The organism is Paenibacillus sp. ATY16, from assembly GCF_003399985.2.
GTDB lineage: Bacteria > Bacillota > Bacilli > Paenibacillales > Paenibacillaceae > Pristimantibacillus > Pristimantibacillus glycanilyticus.
The window spans coordinates 75441-92991 of record NZ_NMOK02000046.1 but is presented as its reverse complement, the minus strand read 5'-3'; the positions used below and the strand labels follow the sequence as shown (position 1 = coordinate 92991).

20 protein-coding genes and 1 pseudogene are annotated in these 17551 nt (G+C 45.4%); 6 read left to right on the top strand and 15 right to left on the bottom strand.

Annotation, left to right across the window (positions count from 1 at the left end; all coding sequences use genetic code 11):
• The first annotated feature begins 4 nt into the window (after positions 1-4).
• Entirely contained in the window at positions 5-865 is an 861-nt protein-coding gene (locus CFI03_RS24660; protein WP_162862786.1) for a LysR family transcriptional regulator, read from the top strand.
• Between the two features lie 435 nt (positions 866-1300).
• On the opposite strand, the gene CFI03_RS24655 is transcribed toward CFI03_RS24660, so the two are convergent.
• Both CFI03_RS24655 and CFI03_RS24650 read right to left on the bottom strand, forming a co-directional pair.
• Positions 1301-1714, bottom strand: coding sequence for a hypothetical protein (locus CFI03_RS24655; protein WP_248760571.1), 414 nt, complete (start codon positions 1712-1714; stop codon positions 1301-1303).
• A 239-nt stretch (positions 1715-1953) separates the two neighbouring features.
• On the bottom strand, positions 1954-2484 hold the full coding sequence (locus CFI03_RS24650) for a GNAT family N-acetyltransferase (RefSeq protein ID WP_116394346.1): 531 nt from the start codon (positions 2482-2484) through the stop codon (positions 1954-1956).
• Positions 2485-2876: 392 nt separating this feature from the next.
• Here CFI03_RS24650 and CFI03_RS24645 point away from each other — a divergent pair.
• Positions 2877-3005, top strand: a pseudogene (locus CFI03_RS24645) (IS110 family RNA-guided transposase); the annotation flags it as partial.
• Positions 3006-3147: 142 nt separating this feature from the next.
• On the opposite strand, the gene CFI03_RS31470 reads toward CFI03_RS24645, so the two are convergent.
• From CFI03_RS31470 to CFI03_RS24635, 3 genes are all read right to left on the bottom strand, one after another.
• Positions 3148-3327, bottom strand: coding sequence for a DUF3231 family protein (locus CFI03_RS31470; RefSeq protein WP_116394345.1), 180 nt, complete (start codon positions 3325-3327; stop codon positions 3148-3150).
• A 139-nt stretch (positions 3328-3466) separates the two neighbouring features.
• Positions 3467-4312 carry an alpha/beta fold macrolide esterase gene (mle, locus tag CFI03_RS24640; protein ID WP_116394344.1) on the bottom strand — a complete coding sequence of 282 codons (846 nt, stop codon included), beginning with the start codon at positions 4310-4312 and terminating at the stop codon, positions 3467-3469.
• A 598-nt stretch (positions 4313-4910) separates the two neighbouring features.
• Positions 4911-5483, bottom strand: a complete 573-nt coding sequence (locus CFI03_RS24635) for a TetR/AcrR family transcriptional regulator (protein WP_116394343.1) — start codon at positions 5481-5483, stop codon at positions 4911-4913.
• Between the two features lie 190 nt (positions 5484-5673).
• Here CFI03_RS24635 and CFI03_RS24630 point away from each other — a divergent pair, with 190 nt between their 5' ends.
• Complete coding sequence (locus CFI03_RS24630) at positions 5674-6609, top strand: ketopantoate reductase family protein (RefSeq protein ID WP_116394342.1); 936 nt, start codon at positions 5674-5676, stop codon at positions 6607-6609.
• 339 nt (positions 6610-6948) lie between these two features.
• Here the strand turns inward: CFI03_RS24630 and CFI03_RS24625 are convergent, their stop codons facing one another.
• Positions 6949-7422: a GNAT family N-acetyltransferase gene (locus tag CFI03_RS24625; protein WP_116394341.1), complete on the bottom strand. Its 474-nt coding sequence runs from the start codon at positions 7420-7422 to the stop codon at positions 6949-6951.
• A 232-nt stretch (positions 7423-7654) separates the two neighbouring features.
• Positions 7655-8041: a dimerization/docking domain-containing protein gene (locus CFI03_RS24620; protein ID WP_162862784.1), complete on the bottom strand. Its 387-nt coding sequence runs from the start codon at positions 8039-8041 to the stop codon at positions 7655-7657.
• Between CFI03_RS24620 and CFI03_RS31465 the strand changes: the two genes are divergently transcribed.
• Together CFI03_RS31465 and CFI03_RS31460 are read left to right on the top strand one after the other, a co-directional pair.
• The gene (locus CFI03_RS31465) at positions 8030-8275 is read left to right on the top strand and encodes a spore germination protein (protein WP_481857711.1); all 246 of its coding nucleotides are present in this window, start codon (positions 8030-8032) and stop codon (positions 8273-8275) included. The two genes, CFI03_RS24620 and CFI03_RS31465, sit on opposite strands and share 12 nt — an antisense overlap.
• Positions 8254-8610, top strand: a complete 357-nt coding sequence (locus CFI03_RS31460; protein ID WP_116394338.1) for a Ger(x)C family spore germination C-terminal domain-containing protein — start codon at positions 8254-8256, stop codon at positions 8608-8610. Before CFI03_RS31465 ends, CFI03_RS31460 begins: the two co-directional genes overlap by 22 nt.
• Before the next feature lie 134 nt (positions 8611-8744).
• On the opposite strand, the gene CFI03_RS24615 is transcribed toward CFI03_RS31460, so the two are convergent.
• From CFI03_RS24615 to CFI03_RS24600, 4 genes are all read right to left on the bottom strand, one after another.
• On the bottom strand, positions 8745-9320 hold the full coding sequence (locus CFI03_RS24615) for a manganese catalase family protein (RefSeq protein WP_116394337.1): 576 nt from the start codon (positions 9318-9320) through the stop codon (positions 8745-8747).
• Positions 9321-9371: 51 nt separating this feature from the next.
• Complete coding sequence (locus CFI03_RS24610) at positions 9372-9635, bottom strand: spore coat protein CotJB (protein WP_116394336.1); 264 nt, start codon at positions 9633-9635, stop codon at positions 9372-9374.
• Positions 9636-9767: 132 nt separating this feature from the next.
• Positions 9768-9917: a spore coat associated protein CotJA gene (locus CFI03_RS24605; protein WP_248760604.1), complete on the bottom strand. Its 150-nt coding sequence runs from the start codon at positions 9915-9917 to the stop codon at positions 9768-9770.
• Positions 9918-10359: 442 nt separating this feature from the next.
• A complete protein-coding gene (locus CFI03_RS24600; protein WP_116394335.1) occupies positions 10360-11355 on the bottom strand; it encodes an alpha-L-fucosidase in 996 nt (331 codons plus the stop codon).
• A gap of 143 nt (positions 11356-11498) precedes the next feature.
• Here CFI03_RS24600 and CFI03_RS24595 point away from each other — a divergent pair, with 143 nt between their 5' ends.
• Complete coding sequence (locus tag CFI03_RS24595) at positions 11499-12374, top strand: helix-turn-helix transcriptional regulator (protein WP_116394334.1); 876 nt, start codon at positions 11499-11501, stop codon at positions 12372-12374.
• A gap of 39 nt (positions 12375-12413) precedes the next feature.
• Here CFI03_RS24595 and ytvI read toward each other — a convergent pair whose 3' ends face one another.
• The 4 genes from ytvI to CFI03_RS24575 form a co-directional block, all read right to left on the bottom strand.
• Entirely contained in the window at positions 12414-13445 is a 1032-nt protein-coding gene (gene ytvI, locus CFI03_RS24590) for a sporulation integral membrane protein YtvI (protein ID WP_116394333.1), read from the bottom strand.
• Positions 13446-13581: 136 nt separating this feature from the next.
• Positions 13582-14718, bottom strand: a complete 1137-nt coding sequence (gene yfkAB, locus CFI03_RS24585) for a radical SAM/CxCxxxxC motif protein YfkAB (protein ID WP_116394332.1) — start codon at positions 14716-14718, stop codon at positions 13582-13584.
• Between the two features lie 132 nt (positions 14719-14850).
• Positions 14851-15969 (bottom strand): HD-GYP domain-containing protein, encoded by a 1119-nt coding sequence (locus CFI03_RS24580; RefSeq protein ID WP_116394331.1) that lies wholly within the window; start codon positions 15967-15969, stop codon positions 14851-14853.
• Positions 15970-16099: 130 nt separating this feature from the next.
• Positions 16100-17539 (bottom strand): bifunctional metallophosphatase/5'-nucleotidase, encoded by a 1440-nt coding sequence (locus CFI03_RS24575; protein ID WP_116394330.1) that lies wholly within the window; start codon positions 17537-17539, stop codon positions 16100-16102.
• Positions 17540-17551 lie beyond the last annotated feature (12 nt).

Below are 17551 nucleotides of genomic sequence, written 5' to 3'. Positions count from 1 at the left end.
TGCTTTGGATACTCAATGGCTTAAAAGCTTTGTAATGACCGCACAATACAAGAGCCTTTCAAAAACGAGTGAATTGTTGAATCTTTCCCAACCGGCGATCAGCAAACAAATCCGAAAACTTGAAGAGACGTATGGGGTTGCTTTGTTTTATCGCTCAACCCAGGGGGTTGAGCTGACTAAGGCTGGGGCTATGCTATTGGAACGCATTCAACCAGTACTTATGGATTTGGAACTGATTTATAAAGAGTTGCAGGATTTCAAATCAACTCAAAAAATTTGGCTTGGAGCCTTGCCAAGTATAGCCACTTACTTTCTTCGGAGAATAATACCGACCCTGGAGATCAATACGGATGTAATGGTTTGTAATACTTCAGCGGAGCTATTGTCTTGGCTGAAGGCTGGAAAGCTTGACGCAGCCTTGATTGATAAAAGGTCTGCAGATACCCACCTCTGGAGTAAGGATTTATTTTCCGAACCATACTTGGCTGTCTTCTCCAAATCCCATCCTCTCGGCGAACGGCAATGTGTCAGCATAGCCGATATAAAAGATGAGCCTTTTGTTTTCTACCCAGAGTCGTGTGACGTTCGTCAATGCATTACGCAAAGGCTTCTTATGTTAGGTATAGAACCAAAGGTTTCTACTGAGGTATCCTTTGGAGATTTTATTTTGGGGTATGTCGCGGCAGGGGCAGGCATTACAATACTTCCTAAGATAGTCACTGACCATCTGTCGGATGTGTCCTTGACAGCCGTACCTATCATTGATTTTGACACTACCCGAACCATTTCCATTATTGCCCGCTCAGAAAAGCTGGGCAAACTGCTTTATCGCTATTTCGATCCCAATGTTTATAAAGAGAGCTAACACTTTAAGAGCATACATTAAAAACCTAATCCCCGATAAAGTATAGAAGATTAAGCTATTTGCGGTCGTCCGATAGTCTAGTAGCCACCATTCCGGATGGTGAATGCTTGCGTTTCTTTCGATGGCTCTGTTATTGTAATTGTTGATTTTCGAGCAAAAGAAAACCGCCTCTCATAAGAAGCGGTGATTAAACTCCCTCGGTACGGTAAGCCTCTATTTCCAAGGATACTTAGTTACCATGACTAGATTTCATAAAATGCAGACATACTCACAAAAATTTTTCGTCGTCACTTGTGATACGGTTCACCGCGAATAATCTTCAACTATTCTGCTGCCCGTAGGAGAGCGAAAGGCTGCCGAAATTGCCGGCAGCCTCCCTGCGCTGTGTTATGAACAAACGTTCCCCGATAGATAATGACAAGGAGTGAATGTAGATTACTTCGTAACCTGCAATCCCTTCATTATTCCTTCAACCCGTTCATCCTTTGCAGAACCTGCGTATTCGTAAAATAATATAACATTCGCTACTTGGTATTCGCTATGCCTTACCATATCAGTTGCTGCTGCACTCTCTTCGAAATCCTTTAGCCCTTTTTCAGCTTCTTGGTGGGAAGAATAGACATAAAAGCTAATTAGCTGATTTACATTTATTGCAAAAAATTCAGGTGTAACATTATTCAAAGTCCGAATAAATACATTCTCTGGACTTAATTCTTGTGGTTCTGATAACTGAATATTTTTCGACTCGAAAGAAGCTTTAATCTGCTCTGACGTAATTTTTAAATCTTCTTTCTTGCATCCTGTCATAATGAAGCAAATTAACAAAACAACAAACATTACAATTCTCACGCATACCCCCCCTTCATACATCTCCCATAAATAAGGACGAAAAATACAATCAATTGTTGTGCAAATCTGCCCTTTCGCTTAATAAAAAAAGGAAGCAGCTGCGCCGGCAGTCTGCTCCCTGGATAGTTCAACTAATGTTCCTCGTAATGATTTTTGCTTTTCTGCATGCCCACACGCTCCACGAACTTGAGTTGTTTTTTGTCGGGACGCGGAACTCTCCTCCTCGTATCCTCGCTTGTTTAGCGTGCGTTCAATATCGCTGATTCCCGTAGGCGAAGCCGATAGCTTTTGACGAGCGTCTCCCCGTTATTCACGTCGAACTCCTTCGCCCGTTCGAAGCCGAGACGCTCGTATAGACGAACCGCAGAATCCATCATGTCGGACGTGTGCAAATGAAGAAGCTCGGCGCCGGACGCGAGCGCGATTACGGCGCTCTCGCGGATGAGCTGCGTCGCGACGCCATGGCCGCGGGCTTCCTGTGAGACGGCGAGCAGACGGATAATCGGCGTGTGGATGCCGACGTAACCGTACGCTTGCTCCGACGATTCGAACAGGAACACACTGCCGACGATACGGCCGTCTAATTCTGCGACGAGCCGGTTTTTTGTTGCCCCGGCGCTCGCGGCGGCGACGATGTTTTCTTTATATTGCTCCCAGCGTTCTTCGGATAACGTATTCGCGTATTGCCCGTAGGCGTCCAGCAGCACGTCCCGGACCGCGTCGAGGTCTTCCGCCGTCGCTTCGCGAACGAGCACTTGTTTTTGTGCCATGAGATCCACCTGCTTTCTATTGAATAGTCGGCTATTGATCGGGATGGATAAGTTAAACGGAGCAACTCGAGCCTTGCCCCGCCTCGGTATACGAGCGATTTGGCCGAGGTGATGTTGCACATGGGCGGCGAACCCGCGGGCGATCAGCGGGTTCGAGACCGTCACGTCCTTTAAGTTGACTCCGTCTTGGCCAAGTCCTCCTCATTCAACCGCCGAACAACTTCGCGCCACTTCGAAAAGCACACTTTTTTCATAGGAATTATATGTTATTAAGCTTATGCTAGCATTCCATAAGTTATATCACAATACCTCAATCGATAGAAATACTTAATAAGCAATACTAAAAAATCTATATATGTATATGTATCAAAATTCAATGCCTTCTGGTCTTTTTATTGCAATTAATAGACTGGATTAAAGACCATGGCTGCACGCATGTAGCGATGGAAAGTAGCGGTGTATTTTGGAAACCAATTGTTAACCTCTTAGAATCGGAAGACATTAAATTTCTAGTCGTGAATACCGTTACTCTTTCATGAAAATGGCAGCTGGCCTCATGTCAGCTGCCTTCGTGTTTTCTTTCCTGCCCTTTGTCTTAACAAAAAAAGCAATACGTAATGCGCCGGTTGCTTTTTGTTGTTGAACTATAGTTCGCCCGTATAATTAAGTTCCTATGCTTGCTAGTCCTTTGCGATCAGGCGTATGAGGAACTTCTTCTAGCCATTCATTTTTAATCATGAGGTCAAGCCTCTCTTTACCATATGCCACTATCTTGTGAATAGTTTTGGAATACTCTTGCACGAGATCGAGAATGCTTTGTGAAGCATATCGAAATACTATCATTAATATAAGTTGACCAATTTAAAAAAGTCCAACCTTTCATTCAGCCGGCCAATAAGCCGGTTCACACTGTATGGTAGTTACTATGATGGTTTTTTACTTTTCACCAGCAGGTGTTTGTAGGGTAATGTTTCTTCCTTCATTAACGGGTACGACTAGTGGTATGGTTAGAAATCGCGTCTATGATGGTATCCCAGTCTGCATGTTGAAGTTCATGTCCTGTCCCCTCTAAGGTTAGCAATACCGACCCGGGAATAGTGCGGGCAAGAGCGACTCCGTGCTCATAAGGTATTATAGGATCCTCTGTACCGTGAATAACCAGAGCGGGGACATCAATATCGCCTGTTCGTGCCAAATAGGATTCTCCCCCCGTCACCAATCCGTGATTGTTCATGCTAGCCATATTACGGCTTCTTCTGATCTCTTCTTCAGCCAGATCATAGACTCTCTTCTCATTAAACGGATGCTTCGAGCCTGCGAGAACCTTCCATTTTCCAACCGTAAAAGCAATGACTGATGCTTCATTCGTCCAATCCGTCGCTGCCGCATTAGAGAAGTAATCCAACACCTTCTCTTCCATCGGTGGAAGGTCTGGGGCGAAATTTGATGTAGAGAAAAGAGAAACGGTCAGCACTCTTTCCGGATGTCGCAACGCGAGAATCTGGGTTAGCATGCCACCCATGGACATACCTACCATATGAGCTTTTTCTATTCCAAAATGATTGAGGATATGGATTGCATCATCAGCCATATCTTCAAAGGTGTATTGGGGATTTCCGGGTTCGTAGATGGCAGACCGACCGACATCACGATTATCGTATCGAATGATAAAGTGTCCTTTGTCGGCTAAACGCTGGCAGAAGTCTTTTTCCCACCAAACCATGGAAGCTTGAGCACCCATGCTCAGTAATATGACTGGGTGTTCTGAGTTACCAAAGCTTTCAGCGCAAAGTTCGATTCCGTTTACCTTAAAAAGTTGTTCGCTCATTTCGAGCATCACTCCTCATTGTGTAAAATAAAAAAACACATGCCGGGGACATGTGTTCAAGTAATCGACAAAGAATGGTTTGATCGCGAAATATATACCTTTTTGACTAACCAAATACACGTCAAAATACTGATAAATGATATTGACGAAATGGATCATCAAATAGGAATATTAACGATCATTTAAATTGGGAGCCATGTAGGCAGACCATTCTTCGATTACTAATGCACACAAAATAACCCAAAGTACTAAAGTACCCTTCTTCTTGTGCGATGTTAGATCGAAAAATTAGTTTGCCACACGCAACCCTCCGTTCAAAATGAATTAAATGTATTTTAGCACAGTTTCTTGTTAATTGTAAATCCTTCCAGTTTGTACAACTACTTATAGTTAACTCCCCTTAGAGTGAACAAGGTAAACGATTTAATTCAACTAATGTTCCCCGTCTAGCGTAATGATTAACTGTGATACGGTTCAGCATATCATCTATAGAGCGAAATCGAATTGCACTCCGTCTTTTCCATGACGTTGCACTCCCACAAATCCAACACATACCCACTGAACGCAATCGGCCAGGCACTTTATATTTAATCGAACATTAACCATTACCAATCAACCCGAATAACAACAGACGGTTCATCTCAGCCATCTTTTCTTTATAGTTTCCTGATTTTGCCCAAGATAATTGAATGATCCCAATCGCGTTTAACAATTCAAGAACAGTCTCCAGAGAAACGGAAGAGTGAATAGCTCCTTCCTCTTTCGCAAGTTCAATAAGCTCTTGAAGCATTTGAATTCTAATTTTATTCGTATTTTCACTATATAGACTCGATAACACATGGTCCTCTACGGCGCCAGGCGAACCAAGCAATTGATAGTCCTGATCGGCGCAAACATCCATGACTTGAATGATTTTATCCTTGAAATCGATGTCTTGATTCATGATCTCTTCGGCCATATGAAGGGTATTTTGCATCAAAACGTTCGCGCATTCCTTGACAATCCCTTCTTTGTTTTCGAAATAGTTATATAGCGATACAGATGACACGCCGGACTCAGCGGCAATATCCTTTATGCTTACTTGAACGAATCCTTTTTCTTTAAAAAGCTTTAACGCGGCATGAACAACTGCCGTCTTCTTTTTTTGAGTCCTTATTTCGAATTTATTCATTAAACATTCCTCCATCCCGCATAAATCAATGTAGCACATTTTGAAAGGTTTTTAAATTCAAAGGATTTAAATTAAAAAACATTGACGAAACATTCTGGTCGGAGATAAAATCAATTCAAAAGTTTTTTAATACAACCATCACATATTTAAAAATTTTTTATTTCCGAAACAATCAATATGGAGGTATACCATGAGAATACTGGTCTACGGAGCAGGTGTATTGGGAAGTTATTTAGCTCACGAATTAGTTCACAATGGAAACGAAGTCACAATGTTAGCAAGAGGGCGGCGCGCGGATGAGTTGCAGCAGAACGGCAATGTGATCCGCCATTATTTACAGCTCCGAACAACAGTCGATAAAGTAAACGTGATTCGTGAATTACAGCCGGAGGATGTTTATGATCTAATCTTCGTAGTGATGAAATATCCGGATTTCGAGGCAGTCCTTCCAGCCCTTGCAGCGAATCGAAGCAAACACATTGTTATTATGGGTAATAATGCAAGTCCCATTGAAATGAGGCATTATTTGCAATCCAATAGCCCTGTAGAGAAAAAGGTTGTCTTTGCTTTTCAGTCGCTTGCCGGATGGAGAGAGAACGGTCGGGTAACCTGCTTGCGCGGCCCAAAGGTAACTTTGGCTTTCGGTGGCTTGGGAGAGCAACTTAATTGGCGATCGGTCATTGACCAAGCTTTAAAGAACACAAGGTATAAAACAATCACCTTTACAAATATGGATGAATGGCTGAAAAGCCACTTTGTTATGATTTTGCCTTTGAATCGCATTGCCGTCTCGTATAATGGGAATCTGCGCAAAGCCGCCAAGGACAAACGGCTGCTTAACTACGTCATTGACGCAATAGATGAAGGCCATCAAGTGTTGAGAAAAAACGGTTACACAATTACGCCCGCGAATCAACATCATTTAGTCCGAAAATATCGCAAGTTGTTTTTTTTCGTGTTGAAGATTATATTAGCAACCCCCATCGGCAGAACCACGCTAAGCGATAAGGCAGTGTCTTCCAACGAAATGGATATGTTGTACCAGGCTTTTTCCGATTTAAAGAATAGAGCGAACATGGCCACACCAAGTTGGGACAAGCTTTACAATTACATCCCTTTACAATAATGGAAATAATCTTGTCTCTAATCGATAATGGATGTAGCACTTGTCCTTTTCCCAGAACAAGAGCTACATTCATTACTAGAAATCCGATTGTTCTAAGTCAGATATGGGGTGACCATTGCATTCAGCAGACTGTAATTCTACTTGAATATAATGACCCACTAGCTGGAGTATGGTACGGCTCAGCGCGATTAATCTTAAATAATGCTGCCCTTTACTTCAACAAAAAGCTGCAGCAGATCTTCAGATCTACTGCAGCTCTTTTTGATCGAACTATCGTCTCCCGAGGGAGCTCAATAAGCTATATATATTCCAACATATCCCGATAGCTTAACGAATGAACTAACATACAAATGAGTTTTTCATTACGTACCAATAATCTGTCTCAGCTGGATACGCATGCTTCTCTATAATTTCATAATTTAATTTCTTGTAAAAAGCTACATTACTCGGTATAGATAAACGTACTTCCAATCTAGATTCATTCACACCCTCATTCCTAGCGTGAGTTTCAATGTACCTTACCATCATTTTCCCAATGCCCAATCCACGGTGAGAGGGGAGAACAGAAACCCTCCCTATGTATACATAATTATCTTGAAATAAATACTGTGCTGACCCGACGGGAATCCCTTCTACTTGGGCAATAATTGCTCCCCCGTTATTAGATATTTTCTTAACAATGTCATTAATAGTTTCTGAAAGTGCTCCAGATGGAGGGGTTAACATCCCCCGATACTCCTCAAATGCTTTTCCCATTACATCGTGAACGATTTGAATTTCTTCTAAACTGGCTTGTTTAATTAGTGTTTCCATCGGACTTTTCCCTCCATCAAAACTTCACTAATTTTAACATTTGAATTTCCAATTATTTTAACACAATATGGTTTCAAAATATCCGTAAATAGTTTTAATTGTATGGAGTAAACCATATAAATTAACCAGCAATCCTTTTCTTCGAAAAAGCTGCAGCGGATCCTCAGATCTTCTGCAGCTTAATTGTTTTGAACTATAGTTCTCCGTTAGGAGTTCGATCATTTTATCTTCACTAACTCCTTAAGCGTAATAACTCTAATTCTTGAAGAACCTCCATTACATCACAGTCGGGATTTAAGATATTGATCATCTCTTCCGTTATGGGGAAATCATCGTAAATTTTTGAAACAACATCTATTGATGGCGATAATTCAAAATAATCTATTGCAAATTCTATAAAATCCTCTGGAGTATGGAATATACAACCCACTAAAAAATCAGAACCATCACTTTCACCTTTTGGAATCTCAACGTTTCCCTTGTGCCAGTTAGTATCACTGTTTTTACGCCAAATACAAAAAGTCACATTGTCTTTTTCAATTGCATCGTCTTCAAGTAAAGATAATAATTCCTTTGGCACTTCATCATAAATCCCTTGCAATACTTTATGTTCATCCAAGAACTGTTGCAAAACCTCGGTGAACAGCTTGACGTGGATGCAGGCGAACTAATAAAAGCTGTTTTGGACGGTAAGCTCGTCGTTATATCGGAGAACGAACGAAATGCGATTATGCAACCATTTCCTCAAAGTCTCAGAAGAAACATAGACGAGCCTCGAAATGAAAGCCCCATTCAGGGACCGTTGGATGCTTTTGGAGAAGATATTGATCCATTAGGAATACCGAAAGCCTAGGATTTGCCACCATCCTTGTTGTAAACAGCTACTTAAAAAACAAACCTTCAATAACAAATCATATTCCCCAGGTGACAAGCGATTTATTTATAAAAATAAGCATTTTAGAAAGAGATGAAGGGGTATCGAATAGCCGAGTAAAAGATGAGCTTGAAAAACGAATCGAGAAGCGTTTTAATGAAATGTTCAAACAAACCCAGATAAACAAGACGGATATTTTCGGCTTCGGCCAACTCTTTCGTACGCGGATTCCATATGATGATCTGCACAACTGGAGAGACAAATATTATCCTAAGTTAATCGTAAATTTTCGGGTCCATGCTACGATGGAATAGCTTTTAATGTGTTTTCAACAAGGTGCTTGGTGTATGGTTCTAGCATATACATAAGTGCTATTAGCTGGAATAGCGTAACAAAAAAGCAGCCGATATCGGCTGCTTTTAAACAAATCCTTGGTTAATTTCCAACCTTATACCTTAAAAACTTTCTTCGTGCCCCAATCAGACTTAATCATCTCAACCGCTTCTCTAAACCTCAACGAATGGACAATCTCTCGTTCACGAAGAAACTTTAAGCCATCCTGTAAATCCACATCATCGGTCATATCGATCAGCCATTGGTAGGTGGCGCGTGCCTTCTCCTCGGCGGCAATATCCTCATACAGATCTGCGATTGGATCTCCTTTCGCCTGGATATAAGCTGCGGTCCACGGAACACCCGAAGCATTCACATACATCATTCCATTATCATGGTTGACAAAGTTCTCTCCTAGCCCCGCTTCATCCAATTGTCTTGGCGTTGCATCTTTTGTTAATTTATACACCATCGTAGCAATCATTTCCAAATGGGCAAACTCTTCCGTGCCTATATCCGTTAATAGCCCTATGACTTTATCCGGAATCGAATACCGTTGATTCAAATATCGCAGCGCAGCGGATAATTCGCCATCTGCCCCACCGTATTGCTCAATTAAGTATCTGGCCATCCTAGGATCACATTTGCTTACCCTTACGGGGTATTGCAGCTTCTTCTCGTATAACCACATCCGTCTGACACGTCCCCTTTCTCAAGTGAAAAATACAGGTTCAATCCGGTATTACACTTGCCACGGCCATGGACTTTGGGACCACTGCCAAGGATAATTCGAGAAGCTGTTCCCGAATTGAAGCATTGGCCCGTATAGGCTTTCGAACGCCTGCCGGCATTGATGCTGCTGCATCGCAAGCTGATTGAACTGCTGGATCGCCTGCGCGTCATGCGGATGGGTATCCAAATATAAGGTCAATTCCACCAAGGCAAAACTTATCGCCTGAAGCTCTTCCAGCTTGCTGTAGTATTGTTCGTCCAGAACAATGCTCAAGAATATCAACCTCCTCAAAAGAATTGCGAAGCAATTCTTACTTCGAAAGCATAAACCTTAAGAATTGTCACCTATTTGGCCATTCTCAGGCCATTTGTGATAATTCATACTTCTTACTTCTTACTTCTTACTTTACAAGTAATACCTGGACTGATAGGAGCTGAACAATGCCGGCCAGAGCGTTCCCCGCCTTAATGCCTCATGGATAGGATACTGGGGCAGCCCCTGCGGCTGATACGGAATAAACAGGTTAGGCGGTAAGACATAAGTTTTTAGTTTCATCGGCGGACATGGATCGCATGGACCGATAAAAGGCTCATACACATGGACCTGATTAAGCGGGTTTGTGTTATTCGCGGTCTTGTACCCCGTATTTTCCTTGCCTATTGCCATGTTCTCTACTGGCGCCATATTTGGCATAGGGGCATTATTTGCTGCAGCCGCAACATTTTCTGCGTTAGCTGCATTTGCCTCTGCATGAGCTACGTTTGTTGCATTCGGAACACTGTTCATAGCTTGAGCAGCCATACTAGCGTTGCTTTCCACGCGGTCATTGCTCTCGGTGGTCATCCGGATATCCCTCCCGACAATTAGACATCTCCTAATAACTGTATGCCGGCAGGGCTTTTCCCCATTATCACAATAAAAAAAAATCCGGCAGCAGCTGCCGGATCCTTATCGTTCCTCTTCATACATTAAAGAAACAGCTCAATATCACCTAATTTCAACCATAGTGTCGAGGGGACGTCTCAGCACGATACAGCCAGTTCGCTGGTACGTCATCAAGCTCTTTGAGCTGCACGAAACGCATCCCGATTTCTGCAAAACGCTCTTCAATATTTTTGTCGAGGAGTCCCTTTTGGTTAGGCGCCCCGTTTAATAAGAACGTGACGTTGTGACGATTCGCATCCTCAACCTTTTGCAATACCCAATCCGTACTTTTCATTTCCATAGTGGAATCGGTTTTTCTCCAGAACCAGGTTTTGGTCAGAATGTTGCAGCTTGCACCCGGCCCGCCGAAGGAATCTTCTATTTCCTGACCGGCGGCATTCTCGTAAAAGACGATATCCGTATGCTCCAATGTCGATTCGCAGCTGATATTCATCAGCAAGCATTGCGGTTGGAATCCTTTTACCCATTCATCTATCTCTTCGAACGGAAGCTCCTCGTAATTCGGACCACCCCAATGCGCGTTCCACCCATCGATGATGATGAACGGAATCTCTCCATAGCTTGTCAGCAGCTCCTCCAGTTGATTTTTGATAAAATGCTTATCCTCTGGCGTACACTTCTTACTGCCGATTTGATGGTGCAAGTCCAGCATATAGAAATAAAGCCCCGCCTCAATGCCTTCCTGCCTGAAAGCATCCAGGTACTCCTTGACGACATCACGCTGAATGGCTGCGTTTTTCACGCTGTGCTCCGTATAACGGGTCGGCCATAAGCTGAACCCTTCGTGATGCTTCGCTGTCAATGCGGCAAACTTCATACCTGCTGATTGAGCTGCCTTAGCCCACTGCGCGCAATCCAATTCTGACGGATTCCAGCTCTTCGGGTCAAAAGGGAATCTGCGAGGCTCGTCGTGATTCTCGTGCGCATATTCCCAATCCTCTATTTCCGTATCGGCAAACTGAAAAGTAGCGCTATTGAAGTGAATAAACATGCCGAATCGTTGATTAACAAACCATTTCTGCCTCTGCACCAGCTCGGGGTTTATCATTTTTTTGATCCTCCTTATTATTGCGAGCAACCACTCGATATCGTATGATATCTACTAATGTATCTCATTTATTTATTGAATTAATCAGACAATGACGACTAATAATCATACAATATCTACATGGAATAGAAGGAGATGATGCCATGCTGGTCGTTGAACTGCCCGTCCCGCCATTTCCTTTGCTGACTACTGTCGGGCATACGCTGTGGCAAAGCGGAGTTGTGCATGCTCGCCGCCAATTCGAGGTATACGACCTGATTATCTGCACCAAAGGTACGTTATATATGGAAGAGAACGATACCCCGTACATGCTTGAACAAGGGATGATGCTTCTTCTGGAACCCGGGAAAATACACGGCGGCTATCGTCCCACGGAATCGGAAACGGAAGTGTATTGGATCCATTTTCAATACCCGTCGCCCGAGCTTTTGCTACTGAAAGAGAAGTCCATCTCCCCGCAGCCCCTGCTGCAGGTAACGGACCAGGATATCGTCCCTCCCCCCGCCATCATCGATATTCCCAAGTTTGCAGCCATCAATGTGCGGGCAATCGTTCCCTTGTTGCAAGAAATGATCAAATTGCACAGCAAGCTGACTCTTTCGCGCTCTTTCGAATTAGAGATCCTCTTCGGCCAGCTTCTGATTCTCTTACAGAATGGACTACAGGAGAACAGCCCAAATGCCCGAACATACGAAATTGGCGAGATGATGGCTTCCTACCTGGCAGACCAGCTCGAACTTCCTTTCGATTCCAAACGGATTGAACTGGATTTAAATTATCATTTCGACTATTTGGCACGCTGTCTAAAGGAATATTCCGGCATGAGCCCCATGCAGTACAGGCATCACTTGCAGGTCGATCGGGCAAAAAAACTCCTCGCGCATACCAAGCTTCCTCTGGTTAAAGTCGGGGAACAATGCGGCTTTCAGGATATAAATTACTTTTCGCGCCTGCTCAAGCGCCACACCTCGTATACCCCAGGAGAATACCGAAAAAAACATCAAATATTCCATACGTAATCGCAAATAAAAAAATCCGGCAGTATCTGCCGGATCGCGTTATAGCTTAATATTTATTTTGAACAAACCTGCTTTGCGGATTGCCATATAGATAATGACAACCAGCGGTCCAAGGAAAACCCCGATTACGCCAACCAGCTTAAAACCAACGTACAAGCTGATCAAAGCGGACAAGGAGCCGATGCCTACCGAATCGCCCAGAATTTTCGGCTCTACAATGCGGCGGAATACCGTCATGAACAGGAACAGAACGTAAAGTCCAATCCCGGCATACAAGTCCCCGGTGATTACCAGATAAGTGCCCCATGGGACAAGCACCGTACCCGTACCCAAGATTGGCATAATATCCACGATTACGATAAGAAGGGCAATCGCAAGCGGATACTTGATATCCAGGATAATCAGACCGATTAACGAGAGGATGTAAGTTAGAGCACTCAGAATAATTTGCGAGCGAAGGAAGCCAAAGATCGACTTTTTCAAATTTTCCAGTACTTCATTGACTTGAGGCCTTGATTTCTCCTCAAACAGCGTCAGGAACGTATCTTTCATCGTATTGAGGCTAAAGCCGAACATGTATACCGCAACCAGAAAGACGATAAAGAAAATGAACATGCTCGGAATCCCGGAAGCAAAAGAAATAACGGAGGAAGACAATGAGCCTACCATACCTGTGAGCGACTTGCTCATATCGGTCAGCCAATTCTCGATTTGACCTACGGTATCCGGCGAGAAGTTCGCATAAAGCGATCTTGCATTCTCGACCAGATCGGTTACGTATGTACTGGCATCCCCAACATAGTTGGGTACTTTCTGCGCAAAAGCGATAAGCTCCGCGACCACCTTGACACCCAATAGCGCCATAAGTCCGATCAGGATAATCGTAAACAAGCTGCTTGAAATCGTAGAGGCTACGAGACGGTTGGTTTTAAGCCGGCGAATCAGAAACTGAGTCAGCGGCTCCAGAAAAATAGCGACAACCAGCGCAAGCAGGAACGGCGCCCCAACCGTAAACAGTAGATATAACAGGAACAGCCCAAACGCAACCATGACTAACGTTTTAATCGACACTTTAACGATACCCTCCTTTCCTCTGGAAAAGTTTACGAACCGTTATGTAAGCGGGGCTTTGACTTTCGTATGAGCTTCGTCCACTATCAGCATACGCCCATTTCCGAAAGTAATGTCCCCTTTTCCGCGCGGAAGCTTAAAGAATGGCTTTCTTCTGGTGGAAATCCTCATCCTTGTAATACATGTCCTTCACCAGCAGGTTTGGACCGCAGCAAGCGGCCGCCGGACAATGGCAGTTCACGCTTTTTGCGAGCTTATGGTCAAGCCAGCGATCAAACAATTGGTCCAGCTGCTCATCATTAATGTTGCCAAACGCAGGCACATCCGAGAAGTCGGTTACAAATACTTCACCGGTAAAAAGATTCACGTTCAGACGGTTACGGCCGTCCGGATCATTGCGCACCGTCACATTCGGCTCCGCAGCCAGTCTCGACAAGAGCTTCCGCTCCTCCGGATTGTCGCTGCACTGATAGAACGGCAGGGTCCCGAACAGCATCCACACGTTCTTGTCCCTAGTATCGAGCAGTCTGCTGATCGCCCGTTGCATATCTTCCTTGGATAAGACCGGAAGATCCTTCGCGAACGAGCTAGGATACATCGGATGCACCTCATGGCGCTGACAGCCCATCTCGATAATTAACCGGTGAATCTCTTCAATCTGATGATGAGTTCGGTAGTTAATCATCGATTCGGCGGATACAAGCACGCCAGCATCGCTTAACCGCTTGGCATTATCGATCATCCGGTCATACAGCTTGGCAGCGGCTTCGCGGGATACCGCATGGCCGGCCTTCGCGAAGCCAATCTGGTGAAAGTCGTCCGCATTCGTATAGTTAAAAGAAATATGCATCACGTCCAGATAAGGAGCGAGCTGCTCATAGCGGCTATAAGGCAACGTGACATTCGAGTTAATCTGCGAATGAATGCCGCGGCTTCTCGCATATTGAAGAAGCGGAACCATGTACTCCTTCACGGTACGATCCGAGAAAGACGGCTCACCGCCCGTAATGCTTATGGTCTCCAAATGCTTCACTTCATCCAGACGTTTGATCATCAGCTCCAGAGGAAGCTTAGCCGGCTCCGACATCACAAGCGTATCGCCTACGGCGCAATGCTCGCAGCGCATATTACAAAGGTTGGATACGGTCATCTCGACACTGGTCAAGGTATGGCGTCCGTGCTGCTGCAAGGATCGGATCGGGTCCCAAGGATCATTTAGGGGAGATAATGGCGTGAGGGTATTGTTTTTCAAAGCGTAATCTATCGTATTCATTAATATCAGCACCTGACTTACATGGTTAAATTGGGTATAGCTTATACTATTGTAATGTTCGAAGGGGAATGAAGCAAATGGAAATAGGTATAAAAAACGAAAAAGGAGGCCGAGCAGCCTCCTTTTCTTCTATTATATTCCCGAGGCTAAACCTACATTCGACTGCTCGCCGTTTACGCTGACAATCATCGTGCTGAGTTGCTTCGATAAATCGACCTCGTAAGGCACAGCCAGCTCTTCCCCCGCTTCGTTATAGAGCAGCCGGATAATAGGCCGGTGCGGATACGAATGGTTGAAATCGACGACAACTCCGGTCTCGCCCGTATGGATCTTGACCGTTATCCCAATCGGATAAATAGCCACCTTGTCTCTGAAGAGCTGCACCATATGCTGTTCGTATAAGGTGCCGGTGCCGGCATACAGCAATTCGATTGCTTGATGAGGCAGCATAGGCGCACGGTATACGCGGTTTGTCGTCATGGCGTCATAGGAATCAACCAGGCCGATCCACTTGGCAAAATCATGGATTTCGTCCCCTTTAATCCCGCGCGGATAACCGCTGCCGTCAACCCGTTCATGGTGCTGGAAAGCGCAATGCGCGACAATTAGCGGCATATTGGGCTCATCCTTCAGAAGCTCGAAGCCGATTTTGGCGTGATTGCGCATCATCTGGAATTCATGATCGGTCAAAGAGCCCGGCTTCTTCAGCACGCCCATCGGAATTTGCGTCTTCCCTATATCATGAAGCAATGCGCCCATTCCGAGCTTCATCAATTCATCCCTTGCATATCCGTGGGCAGAGCCAAGCAATGTCGTATATACGCAGACATTCAGCGAATGCTGATAGAGATATTCGTCGACAATCCCCATATTCATCAGCATGATCATGGCGTCCTTATGATTGGACAAATCATCGATAATCATATTCATGATCTGTTTAAAAGGCTGCGCGATGTACGGGTAAGTAGCGCCTTTTTTCTGCTTCGGCAGCTCCATCATCGCGCGAAAATTCGTCTTGATCTCCTTTAAGGCGAGACTGATCGTATTTTCGCTTATAATTTCCGGAACAACGATATCATCCGTCTTCGGATCCTTAATAAACACATAATGAATACCATATTGTTCCAGACGGAAAATGTGGCGACTCGTTAATTCCATGTTTTCTCCCAAGAGGACTAATCCGTCACCAGAGAAAATCTTTTTGGCAAGTCTCATGCCAGGCTGGCATTGCGATATGGGTACCAAGCGCATGTTCCTGATCCTTCCCCTTAACAAAACGGTGTCTATACTAACAGAAAAGACTTATACATTCTTATATTCGGTCAAAACTAGCCGTATTGTTAATGTAAGGTATAAATTCGCGCTTGGCAACCATTTTATACTAAAAATTCGACAATATTCTCCATCTTTCTTGGTGGCAAGCCCTAATTCCATGCCCTTTCATCAGTTCTTCAGCAAGAAGATCCCGGATAAATTCGGGCAGATAGTAGGATACCTCCGTCGCCCGTCCAAGCGGCAAATAACCGATATGGAACGTAAACATATCGATGCAGCCAACCACGTATTCCCGCTCGTCGGAGAGCGGCTCGCCGTTAACATGAATCGACACGATTCGATGCAGCTCCGGAAGGGACGGATCATATTCGACCTCCATACCGTCAATCGCAAGCGTCCCGAGCACCTCGCCGCGGAAGCCGTAGCCTTTGATCGGCATGCCCGTGAAGGAAGGCAGCAGCGCCTCTTCCAGCGCTGCCCGGATATTCTCGCCGCTGAGCAGCATGCGGCATGGATTAATCGGCGACGGACAGAGGGCATGCAGCTGCCCCTCCGTCACGTCGCCCTGCTGCAGGCCGCCTAGCAGCTGCCCCGTGTTCACGATGCCGATCTCGGCATCGGCATGGCGGCGCAGGCCGGCGGCCAGCAGGTTCCCGAGCGGCGATTCCCGCTCGGGGAGGGCGGGCAGCGGCGCATCCAGCCGGGCGATAACCCGGCTGAGGCGCCGCTCGCCCGCCTCGCGGTAGCCGCCGATAATCGCGGCGGCTGCGGGATGCTCTGCATAGGCGGCCATCGGCACGCATGCTGCGCGGATAATGGGGCGCTTCGCGCTCTCGTCAAGCTCGAGCTCGACGCGTCCGATCTGCTCGCCGTATTTCCCGGCGGCGCAGATTGAGGTGCCGCCGATAACAAGCGGCTCCTCGAGCAAATGATGCGTATGTCCGCCCATGATCAGATCGATGCCCGGTATTTTTTCCGCCATCTGCTTATCGACGTTAATCCCAAGGTGAGACATCACGGCTATCACGTCAACCTGCTCTCTAAGCCTCCTCACTTCTCCTCCAATGGCTTCAAGAGGATCAGTCAGATCCCAGCCAAGCAGCTCGTAGAAGTCCGTGTAACGGGCCGTAGCGGCGATGAGACCAATCCGGATGCCGTTCTTCTCCATAACCGTGCCGGGCAGCAGCCATTCCGGCAGCTTTCCGGTAGCAAGCTCGCGCATATTGGCGCCAAGAATCGTAAACTTCGCCTCGCGGTATACACGCTCAAGAGTATCCTTCGAATACGTTAAGCCTTCGTTATTGCCAAGCGTCACCGCATCATAGCCGGCCGCATTCAGCAGCTCGACATTCACCATGCCGTCGCTGCCCTCGGTTTCCAGCCGGATGCGGTCCATATGATCGCCGATATCCAGGCAGAGAATACGTTCGCTGCCATAGGCGGCACGCTGTTCCTCCATATAAGTCATTATTTTTGCTGCATTCTCGAGACGGCTATGAATATCGTTGCTATGCAGAATTAGAATTGATCGATTTGAGAATGTCATGCCTGCCTCCTC

Excerpts from the sequence above, each read along its gene's own strand:
- CFI03_RS24595 (WP_116394334.1), top strand. The coding sequence starts at position 11,499 with ATGCTGGTCGTTGAACTGCCCGTCCCGCCATTTCCTTTGCTGACTACT.
- CFI03_RS24575 (WP_116394330.1), bottom strand. The coding sequence starts at position 17,539 with ATGACATTCTCAAATCGATCAATTCTAATTCTGCATAGCAACGATATT.
- CFI03_RS31470 (WP_116394345.1), bottom strand. The coding sequence starts at position 3,327 with ATGATAGTATTTCGATATGCTTCACAAAGCATTCTCGATCTCGTGCAA.
- CFI03_RS24650 (WP_116394346.1), bottom strand. The coding sequence starts at position 2,484 with ATGGCACAAAAACAAGTGCTCGTTCGCGAAGCGACGGCGGAAGACCTC.
- CFI03_RS24600 (WP_116394335.1), bottom strand. The coding sequence starts at position 11,355 with ATGATAAACCCCGAGCTGGTGCAGAGGCAGAAATGGTTTGTTAATCAA.
- CFI03_RS24615 (WP_116394337.1), bottom strand. The coding sequence starts at position 9,320 with ATGTGGTTATACGAGAAGAAGCTGCAATACCCCGTAAGGGTAAGCAAA.
- CFI03_RS24605 (WP_248760604.1), bottom strand. The coding sequence starts at position 9,917 with ATGAAACTAAAAACTTATGTCTTACCGCCTAACCTGTTTATTCCGTAT.
- CFI03_RS24625 (WP_116394341.1), bottom strand. The coding sequence starts at position 7,422 with ATGGAAACACTAATTAAACAAGCCAGTTTAGAAGAAATTCAAATCGTT.
- CFI03_RS24635 (WP_116394343.1), bottom strand. The coding sequence starts at position 5,483 with ATGAATAAATTCGAAATAAGGACTCAAAAAAAGAAGACGGCAGTTGTT.
- CFI03_RS24580 (WP_116394331.1), bottom strand. The coding sequence starts at position 15,969 with ATGCGCTTGGTACCCATATCGCAATGCCAGCCTGGCATGAGACTTGCC.
- yfkAB (WP_116394332.1), bottom strand. The coding sequence starts at position 14,718 with ATGAATACGATAGATTACGCTTTGAAAAACAATACCCTCACGCCATTA.
- mle (WP_116394344.1), bottom strand. The coding sequence starts at position 4,312 with ATGAGCGAACAACTTTTTAAGGTAAACGGAATCGAACTTTGCGCTGAA.
- CFI03_RS24630 (WP_116394342.1), top strand. The coding sequence starts at position 5,674 with ATGAGAATACTGGTCTACGGAGCAGGTGTATTGGGAAGTTATTTAGCT.
- CFI03_RS31465 (WP_481857711.1), top strand. The coding sequence starts at position 8,030 with ATGTTCATCCAAGAACTGTTGCAAAACCTCGGTGAACAGCTTGACGTG.